Here is a 19976-nt window from a genome sequence, read left to right on the forward strand (position 1 = left end):
TCCGCGAGCGTCGTCAGGTCGGCCCGCGCGTCACGGTGCCGATCTGGCAGGCTGGTAACCGTGCTGACGGTGCCGGTACGGCAACTGGGTGAGTCGGAGCGCCGCGCGGTCGAGCGGCTGCTCGACCTCGATCCGTTCGCGGGCGCGCAGGTGGCCGAGCGGGTGGCCGCCCGGGGGCTGGCCTGGTGGCGGGCCGAGGGGCGGATCCTCGGCTACGGCCCCCGCCGCCACCTGGAGTCGATCTGCTGGCTGGGTGGCAACCTGACCCCGGTGCTCGCCTCCGAGCCGGCGGTCGCCGCCTTCGCCGACCAGCTCAGCACCGAGGAGCGGCTCTGCTCGTCGATCGTCGGCCGGGCGGACGCGGTGCTCGGGCTCTGGGGTCGCCTCTCCGCGTACTGGGGACCCGCCCGGGACGTACGCCCCAACCAGCCGCTGCTGGCGACGGACGCGCTGCCGACGGTGGCGGCCGACCCCGAGGTGCGGCGGGTGCGCAGCGGCGAGATCGACCGGCTCTTCCCGGCCGCGGTGGCGATGTACACCGAGGAGGTCGGGATCTCGCCGCTGGCCGATGACGGCGGGCGCGGCTACCGGCGGCGGGTCGCCGACCTGGTCCGCTCCGGCCGTGCCTACGCCCAGTTCGTCGATGGCAAGGTCATCTTCAAGGCCGAGTTGGCCGTGGTGACCCGCCGGACGGCCCAGGTGCAGGGGGTCTGGGTGGCGCCGGAGTGGCGGGGCCGGGGGATTGCCACGGCGGCGATGGCGGCGGTGGTGCGGGACGCCCTGATGCGGGTCGCCCCGACGGTCAGCCTCTACGTAAACGACTTCAATCTGCCGGCCCGTCGGGTCTACGAGCGCTGCGGCTTCCGCCCGGTCGGCACGCTCGCCACCGTGCTCTTCTGAGCCGTCCTGCCCGGCAATGGCGGGGATCACGTCCCGCTGAATTGCGCCGAACCGGACGTACGGCGCTATGCTGACCATGTTTTTGTACTGACCGGTCAGTGTAATAAGTCGGGATGGGGCGATGAGGATCGTCGAGGCCAGCGGGCTGGGTCTGCGTACCCGCCAGGGCTGGGTTTTCCGGGACGTCGACCTGACGGCCGAGGCGGGACAGCTGCACGCGGTGACCGGCCCGCCCGGCAGCGGCCGCACCTCCCTCCTGCTCGCCCTGGCCGGCCGCTTCCCGTACACCGAGGGGGAGCTGCGCCGCCGGGGGCCCGCCGCGCTCGGGCAGGTCACCGGCGTGCACGAGCCCGACCCGGCGCTGACCGTGGCCGAGCACATCCAGGAGCGGCTGCTGCTGCTCGGGCCGGTGCCGCGCCGCCGCCGTCAGCTGGTGCCGGTCGCCGCCGTCCGGGCCCGCCGGGCGTACCGCCGGGACGCCTTCGCCGCCGCCATCGCCGGGGCCGGCTTCACCGACATGCCCCTCGACCCGGACGTGCGCGGCCGTGACCTCACCCCCCTGCAGCGGCAGATGCTGGGACTGGTCCTGGCCAGCCTGAGCGGCCCGAACCTGATCGTCGCCGACGACGTGGACGCCGGGTCGGACGCCCCCGAGCGGGCCGCGGTCTGGGCCGCCCTGGCCCGCCTCGCCGACCAGGGGTATGCGGTCATCGCCAGCGCCCGCGCGGTCGAGCCGGGCAGCACGGCGATCGTGCACCGGATCGGCGATCCGACGCTGCCCGCCCGCACCGACCTCGCCCTGCCCGCCATCCCCGCGCCGGCCGCGCCCCCGTCGGCGGCCGCGGAGACCACCGACGACGACCGGATGTCCACCCCCGACACCCCTCAAGCAGAGGTGACCCGATGAGTGTCTTCCGTCTCGCCCGCTTCGAGCTGCGCCGGATGACCCGGGGCCGGCTCCCCCGCGCCGCGCTCGCCGTCCTCACCGTCATCCCGCTGCTCTACGGCGCCCTCTACCTCTACGCCTTCTGGGATCCGTACGGGAACCTGGACCGGATCCCCGTCGCCCTGGTCAACGCCGACCGACCGGCCCGGGCCAGCGACGGCACCGAGGTGCACGCCGGCCGGGACCTCACCGACGAACTGCTGGACCGGCGGGTGTTCGGTTGGACGGTGACCAACGCCGAGGACGCGACCGCCGGCCTGCGCAGCGGTCGCTACCACCTGGTCTTCGCCATCCCGCGGGACTTCTCCGCGAGCCTGGCGGCCAGTCCGGACCCGGACCAGCCGGCCCGCCGCGGAGAGCTGAAGGTGGTCAACGACGACGCCACCAACTACCTCTCCGGACTGCTCGCCCGCTCCGCGTTCAGCGAGATCCGGGCCGCCGCCGCGGAGAGCGCCGCCGCGTCGTACTTCGACAAGATGCTGATCGGCTTCACCGACGCCAAGGCCGAGACGGGGCGGGCCGCCGACGGCGCCGGGCAGCTCGCCGACGGGCTCGGCGCCTCCTCCGACGGCGCCGGGCAGCTCGCCGACGGGCTGGACACCGCCGAAGGCGGCGCCGGGCAACTCGCCGCCGGGCTGGACAGGTCGGCCCAAGGCGCGGACAAGCTGGCCACCGGGCTCGACCAACTGCAGACCGGGGCGGCGCAGCTCGCGGACGGTACCGCCCAGGCGGCCGCGGCCACCCGGGCGGTCGCCGCCAGGGTGGACGGTGCCGCCGACCGCATCGAACCGGTGCTGCGGGACAACGCGGAGCTGATCCAGCGCTCCGCCACCGCCATCGCGTCGGGGGCGCAGGCGCTCGCCGACGGGATCGACGCGCTGCCGGCGAAGGCGGACGAGGCGGTGACCCAGGCGGAGCAGGTCCGCGACCGGCTGGACGCGGTGGTCCAGGCGCACCCCGAACTGGCCGACGACCCCAGCGTCGTCGCCGCCCGGCGGGCCGCCGACCAGGCCGTCACCGCCGCCAGGGCCGTCGTCGCCACGCTCGACCGGACCGACCTCACCGCGCTGCGGAACCGGATGACCGAGATCGCCGCCACCGCCCGGCAGATCGCCGCCGCCGCGCCACACCTCGCCGACGACGTCGCCGCCGCCCGGGCCGGGGTGGACCAGCTCGCCAGCGGGCTCACCACCCTCGCGGACGGCAGCGCCAGGTTGCGCGACGGCCTGGGCGATGCGGCCAGCGGCGCCGACCAGCTTCGCGGCGGGCTGTACCGGCTGGCCACCGGTGCCCGCCGGCTCGACGGCGGCCTCGCCCAACTCAGCAGCGGCAGCGACCGGCTCGCGGACGGACTGACCAAGCTGGAGGGGGGTGCCGGCGACCTCGCCGAGGGGCTCGCCGCCGGGGAGAAGAAGCTGCCCGGGTACGGCGACGCGGACAGCCGCTCCGAGATCCTCGGCGACCCGGTCGGCCTGATCCGCAACTCCCACCACCCGGCCGGCTCGTACGGGGTGGGCTTCGCCCCGTACTTCCTGGGGTTGGCCCTCTGGGTCGGCGCGATGATCACGTACATGCTGCTGCGGCCGGTCAACCGGCGGCACGTGATGTCCGGCGCGTCCGGCTGGCGCGTGGCGCTCGCGGGCTGGCTGCCCGCCGCGGCGATCGGGCTGGCCCAGGCCGGGGTGCTCTTCACCGTGGTGACCCTGGTGCTCGGCCTGGACCCGAGGCACGAGCCGGCGACCCTCGGGCTGCTGGCGCTGACCTCGCTCGCCTTCACCGCGATCATGCAATGGCTCGGTGCGCAGCTCGGCCCGGCCGGTCGGCTGGCCGCGCTGGCCCTGCTGATGCTTCAGCTCACCTCCTCCGGCGGCACCTACCCCGTGCAGACCTCGCCGGGCTTCTTCCAGGCGATTCACCCGTGGCTGCCGATGACCTACGTGGTGGCCGGGCTCCGACACACCATCAACGGCGGGCCGGCCGGACCGGTGGTCACCGGGGCGCTGGTGCTCGCCGCGTTCGGGGCCGGTGCGATGGCGCTGACCATCGGCGCGGCGCGCCGCTCCCGCCGGCTCACCCCGGCCAAACTCCACCCCGAACTGGCCATGTGAGGATGCTGATGGGCCGGACGGCAGTGGCACCGGGCTCCGGCACGGGCCGGCCCACCGGCGCGCGCCGGACGGGTCGACGTGGAGGACGAGTGACGGACGGACGGTCGCGGCGGCGGGAGGACACCCGCCAGCGCCTCTTCGTTGCGGCGGTGGAACTCATCGCCGAGCAGGGCTTCTCCGCCACCACCGTCGACGACATCGCGGGCCGGGCCGGGGTGGCCAAGGGCACGGTCTACTACAACTTCGAGTCCAAGACGGTGCTCTTCGAGGAGCTCCTGCGGCACGGCATCGGCCTGCTCACCGCCGACTTCCGGGCGGCGGTGGCCGGGCTGCCGCCGCGCGAGGCCCTCGCCGCCCTGGTCCGCGCCGAGCTGGAGTACATCCGCCGTTACCGGGCCTTCGCCCAGCTGCTGCTCTCGGAGATGTGGCGGACCAACCGGGAGTGGCAGCAGACCCTTCGGCTGCTGCGCGGCGAGGCGATCGAGGTGATCGCGGAGACGGTCCGGGCCGGCGTGGCCAGCGGGGACCTCCCGGCCGACCTGGACGTGCGCACCGCGAGCTCGGCGCTCTTCGGCGTCGGGCTGGTGGTGGCCGTGGACTGGCTGGTGTTCCAGCCGGAACGGCCGATCGAGGACGTGCAGGCGGCGCTGCTCGGCATCGTCCGCCGGGTCGCCCAGACCTGACTGGCCCGGCGTAAATGCGTTGAGTGACCGGGGGTGTCCGGAGCAGGCTGGGACTTCCGCCATCGACTGCCGGGGGATGTCCGATGCGCCTGCTCCGTGATCTCTGGGCCACCGCGCCCCGCCGAATGGCGGTTGTGGTGCTGCTCATCGTGCTCGGCGCGGGCGGTCAGGCGGCCGCCTCCGCGCTGGCCGGGCCCGTGCTGGTGCACCGGTCGGTCGGGTGGTTCGCCGCCCTGGTCGTGGCACTGGTCGCCGCCGTGCTCACCGACCTCGCCGTCGGGCTGCTGATGGCCCGTCTCACCGCGGACTGGTCCGCCGATGTGCGCCGGCGGTTGTGTCGGGTGGCGCTCGGGCAGGACCTGCCCACCTTGGAGACCACCCCCGTCGGCGAGCTGCTCGACCGCATCGACAACGACGTCTACCAGGTCGCCGCCGAGATGCGGAACACCGGCGTCCGGCTCGTCCAGGGGCTGGCGGTTTGCCTGCTGGCCACCGCGAGCGCGCTGGTCGTCTGGTGGCCGGCCGGCGTGGGGATGATCCTGCTGACCGCGCTGCTCGCCGTGTTGCTGCGCCGCCCCACCGCCCGGATCGCCCCGGCCCGGATGGCCGAGGAGGAGGCCTGGTCGGACCTGGCCGCGGTGATGGAGGAGGCGGTGCACGGCCAGGACGACGTGCGGACCAGCCTGGCCCGGCCGTACGTGCTGCGCCTCTACGCCCGGCGGGCCGCCGAGGTGATCGCCCGGGGCGGCCGGGTGTTCCGGATGTCGGCCCGGGTCACCGCGATCGCCGCCGGCGGCATCCGGATCGGCATCGCCGCCGTGGTGCTCGGCGGCGCCTGGGCGCTGGCCAGCGGCCGGATCGACGGGGCCCGGCTGACCGCGATCTGGCTGCTCGCCATCGCCTTCGGTGCGACCGTCGAGCACATCGCCCGCTGGGTGCCGCACCTGCAGTACGCGCTCGGCGCCTGGGCCCGCGTGCAGCTGCTCCAGGACGCGCGGCAGGAGCCGGCCGGCGGGGCGGTCCCGGCCGACGGCGACCTGACCGTCCGGGGGCTCACCTTCCGCTACCCGGCCGGCGACGACCGTGGCCCGGCCCTGCGTGACATCCGGCTCACCTTCGCCCGCGGCCGGTCGTACGCGCTGGTGGGCCGGACCGGATCGGGCAAGTCCACGCTGGCCAAGGTGCTCACCCGGGCCGTGGACGTGCCCCGCGGCACCGTCTTCCTCGGCGACACCGACCTGTGCGACCTGGACGTCGAGGCGCTGCGCCGGTGGATCGCCGTGGTGCCGCAACGGACCGAGATCCTGGCCGGCACGCTCGCCCAGAACGTCGCGCTCTTCGACCCCGACCTGCTCGACGACGCCACCCGGGCGCTGGAGGAGCTGGGGCTGGCCGGCTGGATCGCCGAACTGCCGGACGGCGTACGAACCCGGCTCGGCGAGGGCGGGCACGTGCTCTCCGCCGGGCAGGAACAGCTGGTGGCGTTCGCCCGGATCCTGGTGCGGGACCCGCACGTGGTGATCCTCGACGAGGCCACCGCCCGGCTGGACCCGGCGACCGAGACCCGGGTACGCCAGGCCACCGAACGCCTGCTCGAAGGACGCATCGGCATCGTCATCGCGCACCGGCTCTCCTCGGTGCGGCGCTGTGACGAGGTGGTGGTGATGGCCGACGGCGCGGTGCTGGAGGCCGGGCCGCTGCGCGAGTCGGAACGCTTCGCCGAGCTGCTGGCGACCAGCCACGCGAGCGCGTACGCCGGCGCCGGGAGCCGCCGGGGTGGGGTGGAGCTGCTGGACGGGCCGGGCGATCCGTGGCACGGGGCGGACCTGGCGGAGCCGTCCCCGTCGGTCGAGGTGCACGCGGCCACGGTGCCCGTACCGAGGACCGACCCGCCGCCGCTGCCCGCGCCGCCGCCCACCCGGACCATGCGGGAGATCCTGCGGCTCGGCACCAACGACCCACGGTACGGCCTGGTCGCCGTGGCCTTGTTCATCGTGATGACGCTGCTGGGCCTGGACGGCTCGGTGCTGCCGTGGCTCTGGGCCGACGTGGTGGGCGGCGGCGATCCCTGGCTGCCGGCGCTCGGCATCGTCGTCGCGCTGCTGGTCGTCCTGCCGCTGCCCTACCTGACCAACCTGTGGTTCCCGCAGTGGTGGATCCGGCAGATGCTGCGGATCAGCCTGCGCCTGGTGCACGGGCAGACCGGGCCGCGCCGGGTCAGCGGGCACAGCCCGGCCGAGGTGGTCGCCCAGGGCGGCGACACCGAGCGGGTGGTGCAGCTCGCCGACAACCTGATGGACCAGTTCATCTCCCTGGCCATCGTGGTCACCATGACCGTGGTGACCGGCAGTGTCGTGCCGGGGCTCTTCTTCCTCGGGACGATGCTGGTCTCCGGGCTGGCGGCGACGCTGTTCGCGCCGCGGCTGGAACGCACCGCCCGCGGCACGGTCAAGGCCCGGGCGGCCTTCGCCACCGCGCTGGTCTCCGCGCTCTCCGCCGCCCGTACGGTGAAGCTCGCCGGCGCCACCCGCCCGGTGCTGGACCATCTCGCGGCGCTGGACACCGTCCGCAGCGAGCGGCAGCGTCGGGAGATCGCCATGCAGGTGTGGGCGCGTTCGACCCCGTCGGTGGTCAGCGGGCTGCTGCCGATCGGCGCGTGGGCGCTCTACCTGGCCGGCGGGCTCTCCGCCGGGGCCACCCTGGTGGCGGTCTCCACCCTGGGGGCGGCCCGCTGGTTCGCGTGGACCACGGCATCGCTGGTGTCGCACTACCCGTCGGCGCGGGTCTGGACCCGGCGGACGGTGGCGATGGCGGGGATCGGACCGTACTCGGCGGGGGTGCCCGGGGTGGACCTGGCCGCCGGGACCGCGCCCGCGCCCGAGCCCGCGCCGCGGCACCCGCTGCGCCGGCTGGACCTCGCCGGCTTCGGGGCCCTGCACACCGACGGGACCCTCGCCGTCCGCGACGTCGACCTGACCGTCGAACGGGGACGGCTGGTGCTCGTCGTCGGGCCGGTCGGCTCCGGCAAGTCCTCGCTGCTGCGGGCCCTGGCCGGGATCGTGCACCACACCGGCACGCTGCGCTGGAACGGCGAGCCGGTCACCGAGCCGGAGCTGTTCCTCCGCCCCAACCAGGTCGGCTACGTCGGTCAGCTGCCCCGGGTGCTCTCCGGGACGGTCGCCGACAACATCGCCCTCGGGCACGAGGTGGACGCCGCCGATGCGGTCTCGACCGCCCAGCTGGAGCACGACCTGACCGCCGCCGGCGGCGGGCTCGGGCTGCTGATCGGGCACAAGGGCACCCGGCTCTCCGGCGGTCAGCTCCAGCGGCTCGCGCTGGCCCGGGCGCTCGCGCCGCGTACCGAGCTGCTGATCGCCGACGACGTGTCGTCCGCGCTGGACGTCACCACCGAGCTGGCGCTCTGGGCGGCGCTGCGCGAGCACGGGGTGACCGTGGTCGGATCGACGTCCAAGCGGGCCGCGCTGGTCCGGGCCGACCACGTGGTGGTCCTGGTCGACGGGGCGGTGGCGGCGCAGGGCAGCTGGCGCGAGCTGGAGGACGACTGGGGTCATCTGGCCGGCTGAGTGCCGCCGGGGCGCCGGCAGATCACCGGATCGCCGTGAGCCCCGAGGCTGGCCCAGCCCAGGTCCATCGTCGCTGAAGCAGAGCAAAGTGTGCTGGGCGGTCCCGCCGCTTCCCCGGAATGCCCGACGGTTCGGCCCACTCGGTACCGTTGACAGGCGTCAGAAGGCGCGGGCGTACTGGTCCGGCCAGTGCGGCTCGGCGCCGAGCTTGGCGGCGGCGCGGCGGGGCCAGTACGGGTCGCGGAGGAGCTCCCGGCCGAGCAGGACCAGGTCGGCCTCGCCGGCCGAGACGATCTGCTCGGCCTGCTCCGGCTCGACGATCAGGCCGACCGCGCCGGTGAGCACGCCGGCGTCCCGTCGGATCCGGGCGGCCAGCGGCACCTGATAGCCGGGGCCGATCGGAATGCTCGCCGCCGCCGAGGTGCCACCCGACGAGGCGTCGACCAGATCCACTCCGGCGGCGGCCAGCTCGCCGGCGAGCACCACGCTGTCCTCGACGGTCCAGCCGCCCTCGACCCAGTCGGTGGCCGAGATCCGGGTCAGCACCGGCACGGCCTCGCCGACCGCGGCGCGGACCGCTCGGGCCACCTCCAGGGCGAGCCGCATCCGCCCGGCCCGGTCGCCGCCGTAGCCGTCGTCCCGGTGATTGGTCAGCGGGGAGAGGAACTCGTGCAGCAGGTAGCCGTGCGCGGCGTGGATCTCCACCGCGGCGAAGCCGGCGTCGATCGCCCGGTCCGCCGCGGCGGCGAACGCCTCGACCACGCGGGCGATCCCGGCCTCGTCCAGCGCGGTCGGCTCCCGGTAGTCGGGGAGGAAGGGCTCCGCGCCCGGGCCGACCGGGGTCCAGCCGCCCTCGGCGTCCGGTACGCCGCCCCGGCGGTCGGCCCACGGCCGGTACGTGGACCCCTTGAACCCGGCGTGCGCCAGCTGCACGGCCGGCACCGCGCCCTGGTCGGCGACGATCGCGGTGATCGGCCGCCAGGCGTCGACGTGCGCGCCGGACCAGAGTCCGGTGTCCTGCGGGCTGATCCGCCCCTCGGGGACCACCGCGGTGGCCTCGGTGACGATCAGGCCGGCGCCGCCGACGGCTCGGGAGCCGAGGTGGATCCGGTGCCAATCGGTGGGCAGACCGTCCGGGCCGGCGCTGTACTGGCACATCGGCGCCATGGCGATCCGGTTCGGCAGGGTCACCGCGCGCAGGGCGAGGGGCGTGAACAAGACGCTCATGTCGTGATCCTTCGGCAGAGGCGCCGAGGAGGGCCCTCGGGGCGAGGACCCTCCTCGGTCAGCGATCGGTGCGGTGCGCCGAAGCCGGTGGCCGGCGGCGGCTCAGGCGGGGACGGGAGCCAGCTCGTCCGAGCGAGCCGGCCGGTCCGCCCCGTCCGCGTCGGTCAGCTCGCGCCGGCCGGCGGAGTTGTACGCGGTCCGGTCCAGCGTGCCCTCGCGGGCGGCGACGACGGTCGGCACGAGAGCCTGCCCGGCCACGTTGGTGGCGGTGCGGATCATGTCCAGGATCGGGTCGATCGCCAGCAGCAGACCGGCGCCGGCCAGCGGCAGGCCCAGCGTGCTCAGGGTCAGGGTGAGCATCACGATCGCGCCGGTCAGGCCCGCCGTGGCGGCGGAGCCCACCACCGAGACGAAGGCGATCAGCAGGTAGTCCGTGACGCCCAGGTGTACCCCGAAGACCTGCGCCACGAAGATCGCGGCCAGGGCCGGGTAGATCGCCGCGCAGCCGTCCATCTTCGTGGTGGCGCCGAACGGCACCGCGAACGAGGCGTACTCGCGGGGGACGCCGAGTCGCTCGACGGAGCGCTGGGTCACCGGCATGGTGCCCACCGAGGAGCGGGAGACGAACGCCAGCTCGATCGCCGGCCAGGCGCCCGCGAAGAAGCGCAGCGGGTTGAGCCGCCCGGCGGCCAGCAGCAGCACCGGGTAGACGACGAAGAGCACGATCGCGCAGCCGACGTAGACGGCGGTGGTGAACTTGGCGAGCGGGGCCAGCAGGTCCCAGCCGTACGAGGCGACCGCGTTGCCGATCAGGCCGAGGGTGCCGATCGGGGCGAGGCGGATCACCCACCACAGCGCCTTCTGCACGATGGCCAGCAGCGACCGGTTGAGCGCCACGAACGGCTCGGCGGCCTCGCCGATCAGCAGCGCGGCGGCGCCGACGACCAGGGCGAGGAAGACGATCTGGAGGACGTTGCCCTCGACGAACGCGCCGATCGGGTTGGTCGGCACGATGCCGGTGAGGAAGTCGGTCCAGGAGCCGGTCTTCTTCGGCGCGGCGGCGCCGGACAGGTCGAGGGTGACCCCCTTGCCGGGATCGGTCAGCAGGCCCAGGCCGATGCCGAGGCTGACCGCGATCAGGGCGGTGATGCCGAACCAGAGCAGCGTCTTCAGCGCCAGCCGGGCGGCGTTGGCCACGCCGCGCAGGCTGACCACGCTGACCACGATCGCGGTGAAGACCAGCGGCGGGACGGCCAGCTTGAGCAGCTGGACGAAGAGGTGGCCGACGGTGTCGAGGGTGCCGGTCAGCCAGCTGAGGTCGTTGGCGCGGGCCAGGAAGCCGAGCGCCACGCCGAGCACGAGGCCGAGCAGGATCTGCAGGGAAAAGGGGAACTTGCGCAAAGCGGAAGCCATGAGGGTGCGTCCAAGGTCTGGAGAAGGGTCGGTACGGGGCAGCGTCAGGAACGAGGCTGCGCCGGACAGACGCCGCTGGCCTGCAGTCGGAGGTCGACATACAGGCGCACGGTGAGGTGCCAGACGTTGGTCATCGCCTGGCGACGCTACGCCAGGCCAACGCGCAGGCGGAAGGATCGACCGGCGTGACGCTCCTTACAGCCCTGGTCCTCACGTCCAGAGATCATCACGGGTGACCTCAACCCGGCAGCACCTTCCCCGGGTTCATCAGTCCCCGCGGATCGAACAGCTGCTTGAGCCCGCGCATCAGGTCCAGCTCGTGGCTGTCCTTGTAGTCGGCGATGATCCCTCGCTTCGGCCTGCCTGGCCCTTCCTCACCTTCGGGCCAGACCGAGCGCGGTGGCGGTGGCCAGGCCCCAGCCGGCGGCCACCGCCAGCAGCAGCCGCTCCAGGCCGCCCACCAGGCCGCCCCGCCCGACGGTCAGCATCGCCAGCGCGATCGCGGCGGCCAGCGGCAGGGCCAGGGCGACCCCGAGCCCGGCGATCCGGCGCAGCAGTCGGTCCGTGGCCGGGGAGAGGACCAGCGCCAGCATCGCGAAGACCACGGCGGCGTTCGCGGCGACGCTCGCGCCCCCGTGCACCAGGTCCGCCACGGTCGGCCGCTCGAACGGCGGCAGCGGGCAGCCGGCGCTGCACGTCACCGCGCCGGAGAGCAGGGTGAGGCCGCCGCCGGCGGCGAGCAGCGCGGCGGCCACCCGCAGCGCCGCCGGCAGCGCCACGGCGAGTAGCAGCAGCGCCGCGGCCAGGGCGAAGACCCCGATCCGGTACGCCGGGGCGTACCCGGTGTCGGCGATGCCGGCCTCGCTGACGTACCCGGTCAGGCCCGGGCCGGGACCGGCGACCACGGCGACCGTCACGGCGACGCTGCCCGCCAGCGTGCAGCCGGCGGCGGCCGACGCGGCGGCCGCCCGGAGGGGGCTCCGCCCCGGCTCAGCCACGCCCGTGCGGCGTGGTCCAGCCGGAGGTGTCCGGACCGAGCGGCACGATCCGGGTCGGGTTGATCATGTCGTGGGTGGCGTAGTAGTGCCGCTTGATGTGGTCGAAGTCGACCGTCTCGCCGAAGCCCGGGGTCTGGAACAGGTCCCGGGCGTACGCCCACAGCACCGGCATCTCGGTCAGCTTCTGCCGGTTGCACTTGAAGTGCCCGTGGTACGCAACGTCGAAGCGGACCAGCGTGGTGAAGAACCGCACGTCCGCCTCGGTGATCGTGTCACCCATCAGGTAGCGCTGCCCGGACAGCCGTTCCGACAGCGCGTCCAGCCGGGCGAAGAGCCCGCTGTACGCCTCGTTGTACGCCTCCTGCGAGGTGGCGAAGCCACAGCGGTAGACGCCGTTGTTGACGTCCTGGTGGATCTCCGCCATCAGCGCGTCCATCTCCGGGCGCAACTCCACCGGGTACAGGTCCGGTGCGCCCGGCTTGTGGAACCGGCGCCACTCGGTCGAGAAGTCCAGCGTGAGCTGCGGGTAGTCGTTGGTCACCACCCGACCGGTGAGCGTGTCCACCAGCGCCGGCACGGTCACCCGCCCCAGGTAGTCCGGATCGGTGGCCAGGTACGCCTCGGAGAGGAAGCTGATGTTGAGTACCGGGTCGAAGCCGTCCGCGTCGAGGGCGAACCGCCAGCCCCGCTCGTCCCGGATCGGGTCGACCGTGCCCAGCGAGATGACGTCCTCCAGGCCGAGCAGGGTGCGGACGATCCGGGCCCGGTGCGCCCACGGGCAGGCCCGGCACCAGATCAGCCGGTAGCGGCCGGCCTCCAGCGGCCAGCGGCCCTGCTCGTCCGGCCCGCCGCCCGGCGGGGACGTCGAGTGCGGGGTGACCCGATCGGCGAACCGGTTGGGCTGGCGGACGAACTCCCCGCTGCCGGCGGTCTCTGCGCTGAACTGGGCCCGGGCCATGCCGTCAACCTATCCGTTCCGGGCGTGGATATCCTGGCGCCGGGCGTCCCCGCGACCCGGCGGACGCCGCCACCCGAGCCCCTTCCCACCCCTCGAAGGACAGCGCCGATGACCGTGGCATACCTCGTGGCCGGAGTCCGCACCCCGATCGGCCGGTACGCCGGCGTCCTCGCCGGGGTACGCCCCGACGACCTCGCCGCGCACGTGATCCGCGAGCTGGTCGCCCGGCACCCGTCGGTGGACTGGGCCCGCACCGACGACGTGATCCTCGGCTGTGCCAACCAGGCCGGCGAGGACAACCGCAACGTGGCGCGGATGGCGGCGCTGCTCGGCGGGCTGCCCGAGGAGGTGCCCGGCAGCACGGTCAACCGGCTCTGCGGCTCCGGCCTGGACGCCCTGGCCACTGCGGCCCGGTCGATCGTGGCCGGCGAGGCCGACCTGGTGGTTGCCGGCGGGGTGGAGAGCATGAGCCGGGCGCCGTTCGTGATGCCGAAGGCGACCGCGCCGTTCTCCCGCGCCGCCGAGGTCTACGACACCACGATCGGCTGGCGGCTGGTGAACCCGCTGATGAAGAAGGGGTGGGGCACCGACTCGATGCCGGAGACCGCGGAAAACGTCGCCGCCGAGTTCGGGATCGACCGGGCCGCGCAGGACGAGTTCGCGTTGCGCTCTCAGCAGCGGGCCGCCAAGGCGCAGGCCGACGGCCGGTTCGCCGAGGAGATCGTGCCGGTGACCGTGCCGGCGGGACGGCGCGAGACGAAGCTGGTCGAGGCCGACGAGCACCCGCGGGAGACCTCGCTGGAGAAGTTGGCCGCGCTGCCCACCCCGTTCCGTGCGGGGGGCACGGTGACCGCGGGGAACTCGTCCGGCGTCAACGACGGTGCTGTCGCCCTGCTGGTGGCCTCCGAGGCGGCGGTGTCCCGGTACGGGCTCACCCCGCTGGCCCGGGTCGCCGGATCCACGGCGGCCGGCGTGCCGCCGCGGATCATGGGCATGGGCCCGGTGCCGGCCACCCGCAAGCTGCTCGACCGGCTCGGTGTCGGGCTGGACGCGGTCGACGTGATCGAGCTGAACGAGGCGTTCGCCGCCCAGTCCGTGGCCGTGCTGCGCGAGTTGGGCCTGCCGGAGGACGCCGAGCACGTCAACCCGAACGGCGGCGCGATCGCGCTCGGCCACCCGCTCGGGGCCAGCGGTGCCCGGCTGGCACTCACCGCCGCGCTCGAACTGCGCCGCCGGGGCGGCCGGCGGGCGCTGGCCACGATGTGCGTCGGGGTGGGGCAGGGCATCTCGCTGCTGCTGGAGTCGGCGGCCTGAGCAGACGCCGACTCCATCGCGGCGGCCGACGACAGCGGAAAGTGGATCTCCCGTAACCGGACGTGTGGGCCTAGAGTGGTCAAGACCACACGATCCGCGGGGTCGGCCGGTGTGCCTCCGTGTGCTCGCGCGCGCCCGGGCACCCGGTGCCCTCCCGCACCGCGACGAACTGGGGCGAAGCGATGCAGATGCCGGATGGACTTCCCGCCGAGATCGACCTGACCCGGCCCAGCGCGGCGCGGGTCTACGACTACTTCCTCGGCGGGGCGCACAACTTCGAGATCGACCGACAGCTCGCCGAGCAGATCGCCGGCATGACGCCGAACCTGGCCGCCACCATGCGCTCCGGTCGGGAGTTCCTGCGCCGCGCCGTCCGGGCGCTGCTCGACGCGGGCCTCGACCAGTTCCTCGACATCGGCTCCGGCATCCCGACCGTGGGCAACGTGCACGAGGTCGCCCAGGCGGCGAACCCGGAGGCGCGGATCGTCTACGTCGACATCGACCCGGTGGCGGTGGCGCACAGCCGCGAGCTGCTCGCCGGCAACGACCGGGCCACCGCGATCCGGGCCGACCTGCGGGAGCCGAAGCTGATCCTGGACGAGGCCCGGGCCAGCGGGCTGATCGACTTCGATCGGCCGGTCGGCATCCTGCTCGCCGGGGTGGTCCACTTCATCCCGGACGCCGACCGCCCCGGCGACATCCTGTCCACCCTGCGGGCCGCCGCCGCGCCCGGCAGCTACCTGGTCATCTCGCACTCCACCTTCGAGGACCAGCCGCAGGAGATGCTCGACGCGCAGCGGCTGTCGGCGCGTACCGACACCGAGATCACGCTGCGCTCGCGGGCCGAGATCACCGGCTTCTTCGGCGACTGGACCATCCTCGAACCGGGCGTGGTGCACATGCCGCTCTGGCGCCCCGACTCGCCCTCCGACGTGGACGACCATCCGGAGCGGTTCGGCGCCTTCGGCGGCGTCGCCCGGTACGACCAGCCCGCCGGCTGAGTCGACATGCACGCCGTCCCGCGGCCCGACGGGGACGACTTCAGCCGGCCGGGTGCCCAGGCGTACGCCGCCGAGTGGGCCCGGGCGGTACGCCGACTCGGTTTCGTGCCGCTGAGCGCGGCCGAGACCGAGCGGCTGCTGCTGGTGCACACCGTACGACTGGCCCAGGCCATGCTCGCCCGGACCTTCTCCGCCCAGCCGGCGGAGGACGTCGGGCGGGCGCTGGTGGGGGCCCACCTCACCGAGCCCGGCGTGCTCGACTGGTCGGTGCGTGCCCTCGGCGACCGCTTCCTGGCCGGGGTGCTGCCCGCCCGGGCCGCGCTGCCCGCGGCGCGGCAGCAGGTGGCGGCGTTGCAGGGCCGGCTCTCCGCCGGCTTCGCCCGGGCCCTGCGCGATCGCACCTTCAGCCAGCAGGAGCGGATCGCCCGCTCGGCCTGGCAGGCGCGGGACTCCGTCGAGCAGGCGCTGCGGGACAGCGAGGCGCGGTTCCGCGCGGTCTTCATCGGCGCGGCGATCGGGATCGGCATCGCCGGCATCGACGGGAAGATCATCGACCTCAACCAGTCCTTCGCCGACATGCTGGGCTACCCGCTCGAGGAGTTGCGCCAGATCAACGTCGCCTCGCTCTTCCACCCCGACGACGCGCCCGGCCTGTGGGAGCTCTACCAGGAGCTGATCGAGGGCAAGCGGGACAGCGCCCGGGTGGAGAAGCGCTACCACCGCAAGGACGGCAGCATCGTCTGGACCGACCTGGCCGTCTCACTGATCCGGTACGACGACGGCCGGCCCCGGTTCACCGTCGCGATGATCGAGGACATCACCGAGCGGTACGAACTCCAGCAGCGGCTGCGCTTCCAGGCGCTGCACGACCCGCTCACCGGCCTGCCCAACCGGACGCTCTTCTTCGAGACGCTGGGGCGGGTCTTCGACACGGCCGGCCCGGAGCAGCGGGTCGGGATCTGCTTCCTCGACCTGGACGGCTTCAAGGCGATCAACGACAGCCTCGGCCACGACCTCGGCGACCGGCTGCTGATCAAGATCGCTCGGCGGCTGGCCGACTGCGTCGCCGGGCGTGGCCACCTGGTGGCCCGGATGGGCGGCGACGAGTTCGTCATCCTGGTCGACTCCGGCGACGGCATCGACGACGCGGTCGAGGTGGCCGAGCTGGCGCTGGCCGCGGTCTCCGCCCCGGTGCACATCGGGGACCAGCAGCTCGCCGTCTCGGCCAGTATCGGCATCGTGGAGTGCCCGGCCGCGGAGACCAGCGTCTCGGAGCTGATGAAGGCCGCCGACACCACGCTCTACTGGGCGAAGGCGGAGGGGCGCGGCCGGTGGGCGGTGTACGACCCGGAGCGCAGCGCTGCCGACATCGCCCGCTCCTCCCTGGCCGCGGGGCTGCCGGCCGCGCTCGACCGGGGCGAGTTCGTGCTGCACTACCAGCCGATCGTGTCGCTGCTGGACGGCACGATGCTGGCGGTGGAGGCGCTGGTCCGCTGGCAGCACCCGGAGCGGGGGCTGATCGGGCCGGACCGGTTCATCGGCCTGGCCGAGGAAACCGGGTTGATCGTCCGGCTCGGCGCCTGGGTGCTCGGGCAGGCGTGCCGGGACGCCGAGAGCTGGCGGCGGGCGTACCCGGACGCGCGGCTGGTGGTCAGCGTCAACCTGGCCGCCCGGCAGGCCGACGACCCGGCGATCGTGGAGACGGTGGCCGACGCGTTGGCCCGGACCGGGCTCCCGGCCGAGCTGCTGCAACTGGAGCTGACCGAGAGCGCGGTGATGGGCAGCGCCGGGGAGCCGCTGCGGTCGCTGCACGAGCTGGCCGACCTCGGCGTACGCCTGGCCATCGACGATTTCGGCACCGGGTACTCGAACCTGGCGTACCTGCGCCGGTTGCCGATCCACTGCCTCAAGCTGGCCGGACCCTTCGTCGAGGGCATCCGGGCCGACGGCGCGGACGCCGACCACCGGGACGAGCGGATCGTCGACGCGCTGGTCCGGCTGGCGCACGCGCTGGAACTCGGGGTCACCGCCGAGGCCGTGGAGACCGCAGTGCAGGCCGAGCGGTTGCGGGCGCTGCGCTGCGACACCGGGCAGGGACGCTGGTTCGGCGCGCCGGTCCCCGCGGAGCAGATCCGCTCCCGGCTCGCGGGCGGGGAGGTTGCGGCGTGACCAGGCGCTGCGGGCTGCGCGCCGGCCGGGCGGCCGGGTCCGCCGTCGGGCGGGGCGCCGACAGCGCGGGGCCGAGCGTGCGGCACGGCCCGAGACGGAAGGTGGCGGTGTGGGGCTGACCGACACGCAGGCGGTCGTCGCGGTGGTCGCCGCGCTGGCCATCCTGGCCGGACTGGCCGGGGTGGTGGTGCCCGGGCTGCCGGCGCTGCCGCTGTGCTGGGGCGGGGTGCTGGTCTGGGCGCTCTTCGGCGACGCCGGCCCGGGGCGCTGGGCGGTGCTCGCCGCCGCCACCCTGGCCGCCGCCGGCGGTACCGTGGTCAAGTACCTCTGGCCGGGGCGGCACCTGAAACGGACCGGCGTGCCGACCTCCTCGCTGCTGGCCGGGGGCGTGCTGGGGTTGATCGGGTTCTTCGTCATCCCGGTCGTCGGCCTGGTGATCGGCTTCGTGGGCGGGGTTTGGGGTGCCGAACGGCTTCGGCTGGGCAGCAACCAGCTCGCCTGGCCGGCCACCGTGCAGGCGCTCAAGGCGGCCGGTCTGTCCATGCTGGTCGAGTTCCTCGCCGGCCTGCTGATCGCCGCCCTCTGGGTCGCCGGCCTGCTGCTCGCCTGAGGTCCGGTCGGAAGATCCACGCCGGATGCGGAATCCCACGCCTTCCAGAGCGCCGGACGCCGCGACATGCGGCAAAACTGGGGATCAGTGCGAAGGGCGACGGCGCGGGGTGCCCGGAGGGTACGGCGGATCGCCGTACGGGTGAGAGAGAGGTGTGCACCCCGCGCCGTCGCGGGCCGGGCGTTGCCGAGCGCCCGGCGGTGGCCCATCGCGATCGGGCCTGGTCACTGGCTCAAGGATGCGGTCGGGGCAACCGATGCGGCAACGCATTTAGCACCGGCGGCGGGAAGCGCGGTGCGGGGAAGCGCGGCGCGGGCATCGGTTAATGGTCTGGTCCTGATCGAATTTTCGGTCGATCTCCATTGACGTGGTTGAGGGTGCGGTCCATTATCCCGTCAGGCGGTGACGCAGGTCACAGTCTCTACCCCCGCGGTCCAAGGGAGACACCGATGAGCTCAACGATCCAGGACGGCGTACCCCCGGCTTCCCCCGTCACCGACGAGGAACGCCTCGCGCAGCTGGGATACAAGCAGGAGCTGCGTCGAAAGCTGTCCGGCTTCTCCAATTTCGCCGTCTCGTTCTCCATCATCTCCATCCTGGCCGGCGCGATCACGTCGTACGGCATCGCCATGACGGCGGGCGGCCCGCTGGCAATCACCCTGGGCTGGCTCTTCGTCGGCGTCATGGTGATCTTCGTCGCGCTGGCCATGGCCGAGATCTGCTCGGTCTACCCCACCGCCGGCGCCCTTTACTGGTGGGCCGCGGCACTGGCCAAGCGGAACAGGGCGGCCTGGGCGTGGTTCGTCGGCTGGTTCAACTTCCTGGGCGAGGTGGCGGTGACCGCCGCGATCGACTTCGGTGCGGCGATCACCACGTCCGCCTTCCTGAGCCTCGCCTTCGACATGGAGGTGACCGCCGGGCGCACCTTCCTGATCTTCCTGCTGATCATCGTCGCCCACGGCCTGCTCAACACCTTCGGCGTCAATCTCGTGCGCGTCCTCTCGGACGTCAGCGCCTGGTGGCATCTCGTCGGTGTGGCGGTCATCGTCGCCGTGCTCGCCATCGTGCCGGACCAGCACAAGTCCATCTCCGACGTCTTCCTCGAGGTACGCAACGAGACCGGCTTCACCTTCGCCGGCGCGGCCGGGTACGCCGTCCTCATCGGTCTGCTGATGGCGCAGTACACCTACACCGGCTACGACGCCAGCGCGCACGTGGCGGAGGAGACGCACGACGCCGCCCGCTCCGCGCCGCGCGGCATCGTGATGTCGGTCGTGGTCTCGGTCATCGCCGGCTTCGTGCTCCTGTTCGCCATCACCTGGTCCATCCAGGACTACGAGGCGCAGCGGACAACGGCGCTGGGTCTGCCTCCGGCGCAGATCTTCATCGACGCGGTGGGGCATGACCTCGGCACGTTCCTGCTCTTCATCTGCGTGGCCGCTCAGTTCTTCTGCGGCATGGCGTCGGTCACGGCGAACTCTCGGATGGCCTACGCGTTCAGCCGGGACGGCGCGCTGCCCGGATCCGACATCTGGAAGCGGGTCAACCCGCGCACGGGCACACCGACGAACTCGATCTGGCTCTGCGTCGTCTGCTCGTCTCTGCTCGTCCTGCCGTCCCTCTGGAACACCACCGCCTATCTGGCGGCCACCTCCATCGCGGTGATCGGCCTCTACATCGCGTACGTGGCGCCGGTCTTCCTGCGGCGGCGGAGGACGGACTTCCAGGTCGGCCCGTGGAACCTGGGCCGGTGGAGCGCGCCGGTCGGATGGATCGCCGTCGTCTGGGTCGCGCTCATCTGCGTCCTGTTCGTCCTGCCCACCAGCAGCCCCATCACCGCCAGCACCTTCAACTACACGATCGTCGCGGTCGGCGTCGTGCTCGGCGGTGCCTGGCTCTGGTGGCTGCTGAGCGCCCGGCACTGGTTCACCGGCCCCCGGCACAACGTGCCGGATCCGGTGATCCCCAAGCCGGCGGCGGGCGCCGAGCCCGTCACCGAGCCGACCGCCGAGTAGGTTGCCGGCGTGGCGGGTGCTCCGGCGGGCACCCGCCACGCGGCCCCGGA

14 protein-coding genes and 1 pseudogene are annotated in these 19976 nt (G+C 73.7%); 10 read left to right on the forward strand and 5 right to left on the reverse strand.

The window, feature by feature from the left end:
- Positions 1–60 precede the first annotated feature (60 nt).
- The 5 genes from GA0070624_RS11550 (at position 61) to GA0070624_RS11570 (ending at position 8221) form a co-directional block, all read left to right on the forward strand.
- On the forward strand, positions 61–900 hold the full coding sequence (locus GA0070624_RS11550; RefSeq protein ID WP_091340116.1) for a GNAT family N-acetyltransferase: 840 nt from the start codon (positions 61–63) through the stop codon (positions 898–900).
- A 121-nt stretch (positions 901–1021) separates the two neighbouring features.
- Entirely contained in the window at positions 1022–1807 is a 786-nt protein-coding gene (locus GA0070624_RS11555; RefSeq protein WP_091340120.1) for an ATP-binding cassette domain-containing protein, read from the forward strand.
- Positions 1804–3954 carry a YhgE/Pip domain-containing protein gene (locus tag GA0070624_RS11560; protein ID WP_091340123.1) on the forward strand — a complete coding sequence of 717 codons (2151 nt, stop codon included), beginning with the start codon at positions 1804–1806 and terminating at the stop codon, positions 3952–3954. The genes GA0070624_RS11555 and GA0070624_RS11560 overlap by 4 nt, the downstream gene beginning before the upstream one ends.
- A gap of 89 nt (positions 3955–4043) precedes the next feature.
- The gene (locus GA0070624_RS11565; RefSeq protein WP_091340127.1) at positions 4044–4637 is read left to right on the forward strand and encodes a TetR/AcrR family transcriptional regulator; all 594 of its coding nucleotides are present in this window, start codon (positions 4044–4046) and stop codon (positions 4635–4637) included.
- 83 nt (positions 4638–4720) lie between these two features.
- A complete protein-coding gene (locus GA0070624_RS11570; protein ID WP_091340130.1) occupies positions 4721–8221 on the forward strand; it encodes an ABC transporter ATP-binding protein in 3501 nt (1166 codons plus the stop codon).
- 159 nt (positions 8222–8380) lie between these two features.
- Here GA0070624_RS11570 and GA0070624_RS11575 read toward each other — a convergent pair whose 3' ends face one another.
- From GA0070624_RS11575 to GA0070624_RS11595, 5 genes and pseudogenes are all read right to left on the reverse strand, one after another.
- A complete protein-coding gene (locus GA0070624_RS11575; RefSeq protein ID WP_091340134.1) occupies positions 8381–9448 on the reverse strand; it encodes an NADH:flavin oxidoreductase/NADH oxidase in 1068 nt (355 codons plus the stop codon).
- Positions 9449–9550: 102 nt separating this feature from the next.
- Complete coding sequence (locus GA0070624_RS11580) at positions 9551–10849, reverse strand: dicarboxylate/amino acid:cation symporter (RefSeq protein ID WP_176732004.1); 1299 nt, start codon at positions 10847–10849, stop codon at positions 9551–9553.
- A 250-nt stretch (positions 10850–11099) separates the two neighbouring features.
- On the reverse strand, positions 11100–11207 hold the full coding sequence (locus GA0070624_RS36810) for an FAD-linked oxidase C-terminal domain-containing protein (RefSeq protein ID WP_091348624.1): 108 nt from the start codon (positions 11205–11207) through the stop codon (positions 11100–11102).
- Between the two features lie 28 nt (positions 11208–11235).
- Positions 11236–11796, reverse strand: a complete 561-nt coding sequence (locus GA0070624_RS11590) for a DUF998 domain-containing protein (protein ID WP_425413547.1) — start codon at positions 11794–11796, stop codon at positions 11236–11238.
- Positions 11775–12817, reverse strand: a pseudogene (locus GA0070624_RS11595) (glutathione S-transferase family protein). Before GA0070624_RS11595 ends, GA0070624_RS11590 begins: the two are co-directional and overlap by 22 nt.
- Positions 12818–12925: 108 nt before the next feature.
- Between GA0070624_RS11595 and pcaF the strand changes: the two are divergent.
- The 5 genes from pcaF to GA0070624_RS11620 all read left to right on the forward strand — a co-directional run bounded on the left by pcaF (position 12926) and on the right by GA0070624_RS11620 (position 19926).
- Positions 12926–14131, forward strand: coding sequence for a 3-oxoadipyl-CoA thiolase (pcaF, locus tag GA0070624_RS11600; protein WP_091340148.1), 1206 nt, complete (start codon positions 12926–12928; stop codon positions 14129–14131).
- Between the two features lie 182 nt (positions 14132–14313).
- The gene (locus GA0070624_RS11605) at positions 14314–15132 is read left to right on the forward strand and encodes an SAM-dependent methyltransferase (RefSeq protein WP_091340151.1); all 819 of its coding nucleotides are present in this window, start codon (positions 14314–14316) and stop codon (positions 15130–15132) included.
- 6 nt (positions 15133–15138) lie between these two features.
- Complete coding sequence (locus tag GA0070624_RS11610; RefSeq protein WP_091340155.1) at positions 15139–17301, forward strand: putative bifunctional diguanylate cyclase/phosphodiesterase; 2163 nt, start codon at positions 15139–15141, stop codon at positions 17299–17301.
- Between the two features lie 109 nt (positions 17302–17410).
- Positions 17411–17911 (forward strand): DUF456 domain-containing protein, encoded by a 501-nt coding sequence (locus GA0070624_RS11615; protein WP_091340159.1) that lies wholly within the window; start codon positions 17411–17413, stop codon positions 17909–17911.
- Positions 17912–18360: 449 nt separating this feature from the next.
- Positions 18361–19926, forward strand: coding sequence for an amino acid permease (locus tag GA0070624_RS11620; RefSeq protein WP_091340162.1), 1566 nt, complete (start codon positions 18361–18363; stop codon positions 19924–19926).
- The last annotated feature ends 50 nt before the right edge of the window (positions 19927–19976 follow it).

Source organism: Micromonospora rhizosphaerae, from assembly GCF_900091465.1.
In the GTDB taxonomy this organism is placed as follows: Bacteria; Actinomycetota; Actinomycetes; order Mycobacteriales; family Micromonosporaceae; genus Micromonospora; species Micromonospora rhizosphaerae.

Coding starts and splice junctions, on each gene's coding strand:
- GA0070624_RS11555 (WP_091340120.1), top strand. CDS start 1,022: ATGAGGATCGTCGAGGCCAGCGGGCTGGGTCTGCGTACCCGCCAGGGC.
- GA0070624_RS11560 (WP_091340123.1), top strand. CDS start 1,804: ATGAGTGTCTTCCGTCTCGCCCGCTTCGAGCTGCGCCGGATGACCCGG.
- GA0070624_RS11570 (WP_091340130.1), top strand. CDS start 4,721: ATGCGCCTGCTCCGTGATCTCTGGGCCACCGCGCCCCGCCGAATGGCG.
- GA0070624_RS11575 (WP_091340134.1), bottom strand. CDS start 9,448: ATGAGCGTCTTGTTCACGCCCCTCGCCCTGCGCGCGGTGACCCTGCCG.
- pcaF (WP_091340148.1), top strand. CDS start 12,926: ATGACCGTGGCATACCTCGTGGCCGGAGTCCGCACCCCGATCGGCCGG.
- GA0070624_RS11605 (WP_091340151.1), top strand. CDS start 14,314: ATGCAGATGCCGGATGGACTTCCCGCCGAGATCGACCTGACCCGGCCC.
- GA0070624_RS11610 (WP_091340155.1), top strand. CDS start 15,139: ATGCACGCCGTCCCGCGGCCCGACGGGGACGACTTCAGCCGGCCGGGT.
- GA0070624_RS11620 (WP_091340162.1), top strand. CDS start 18,361: ATGAGCTCAACGATCCAGGACGGCGTACCCCCGGCTTCCCCCGTCACC.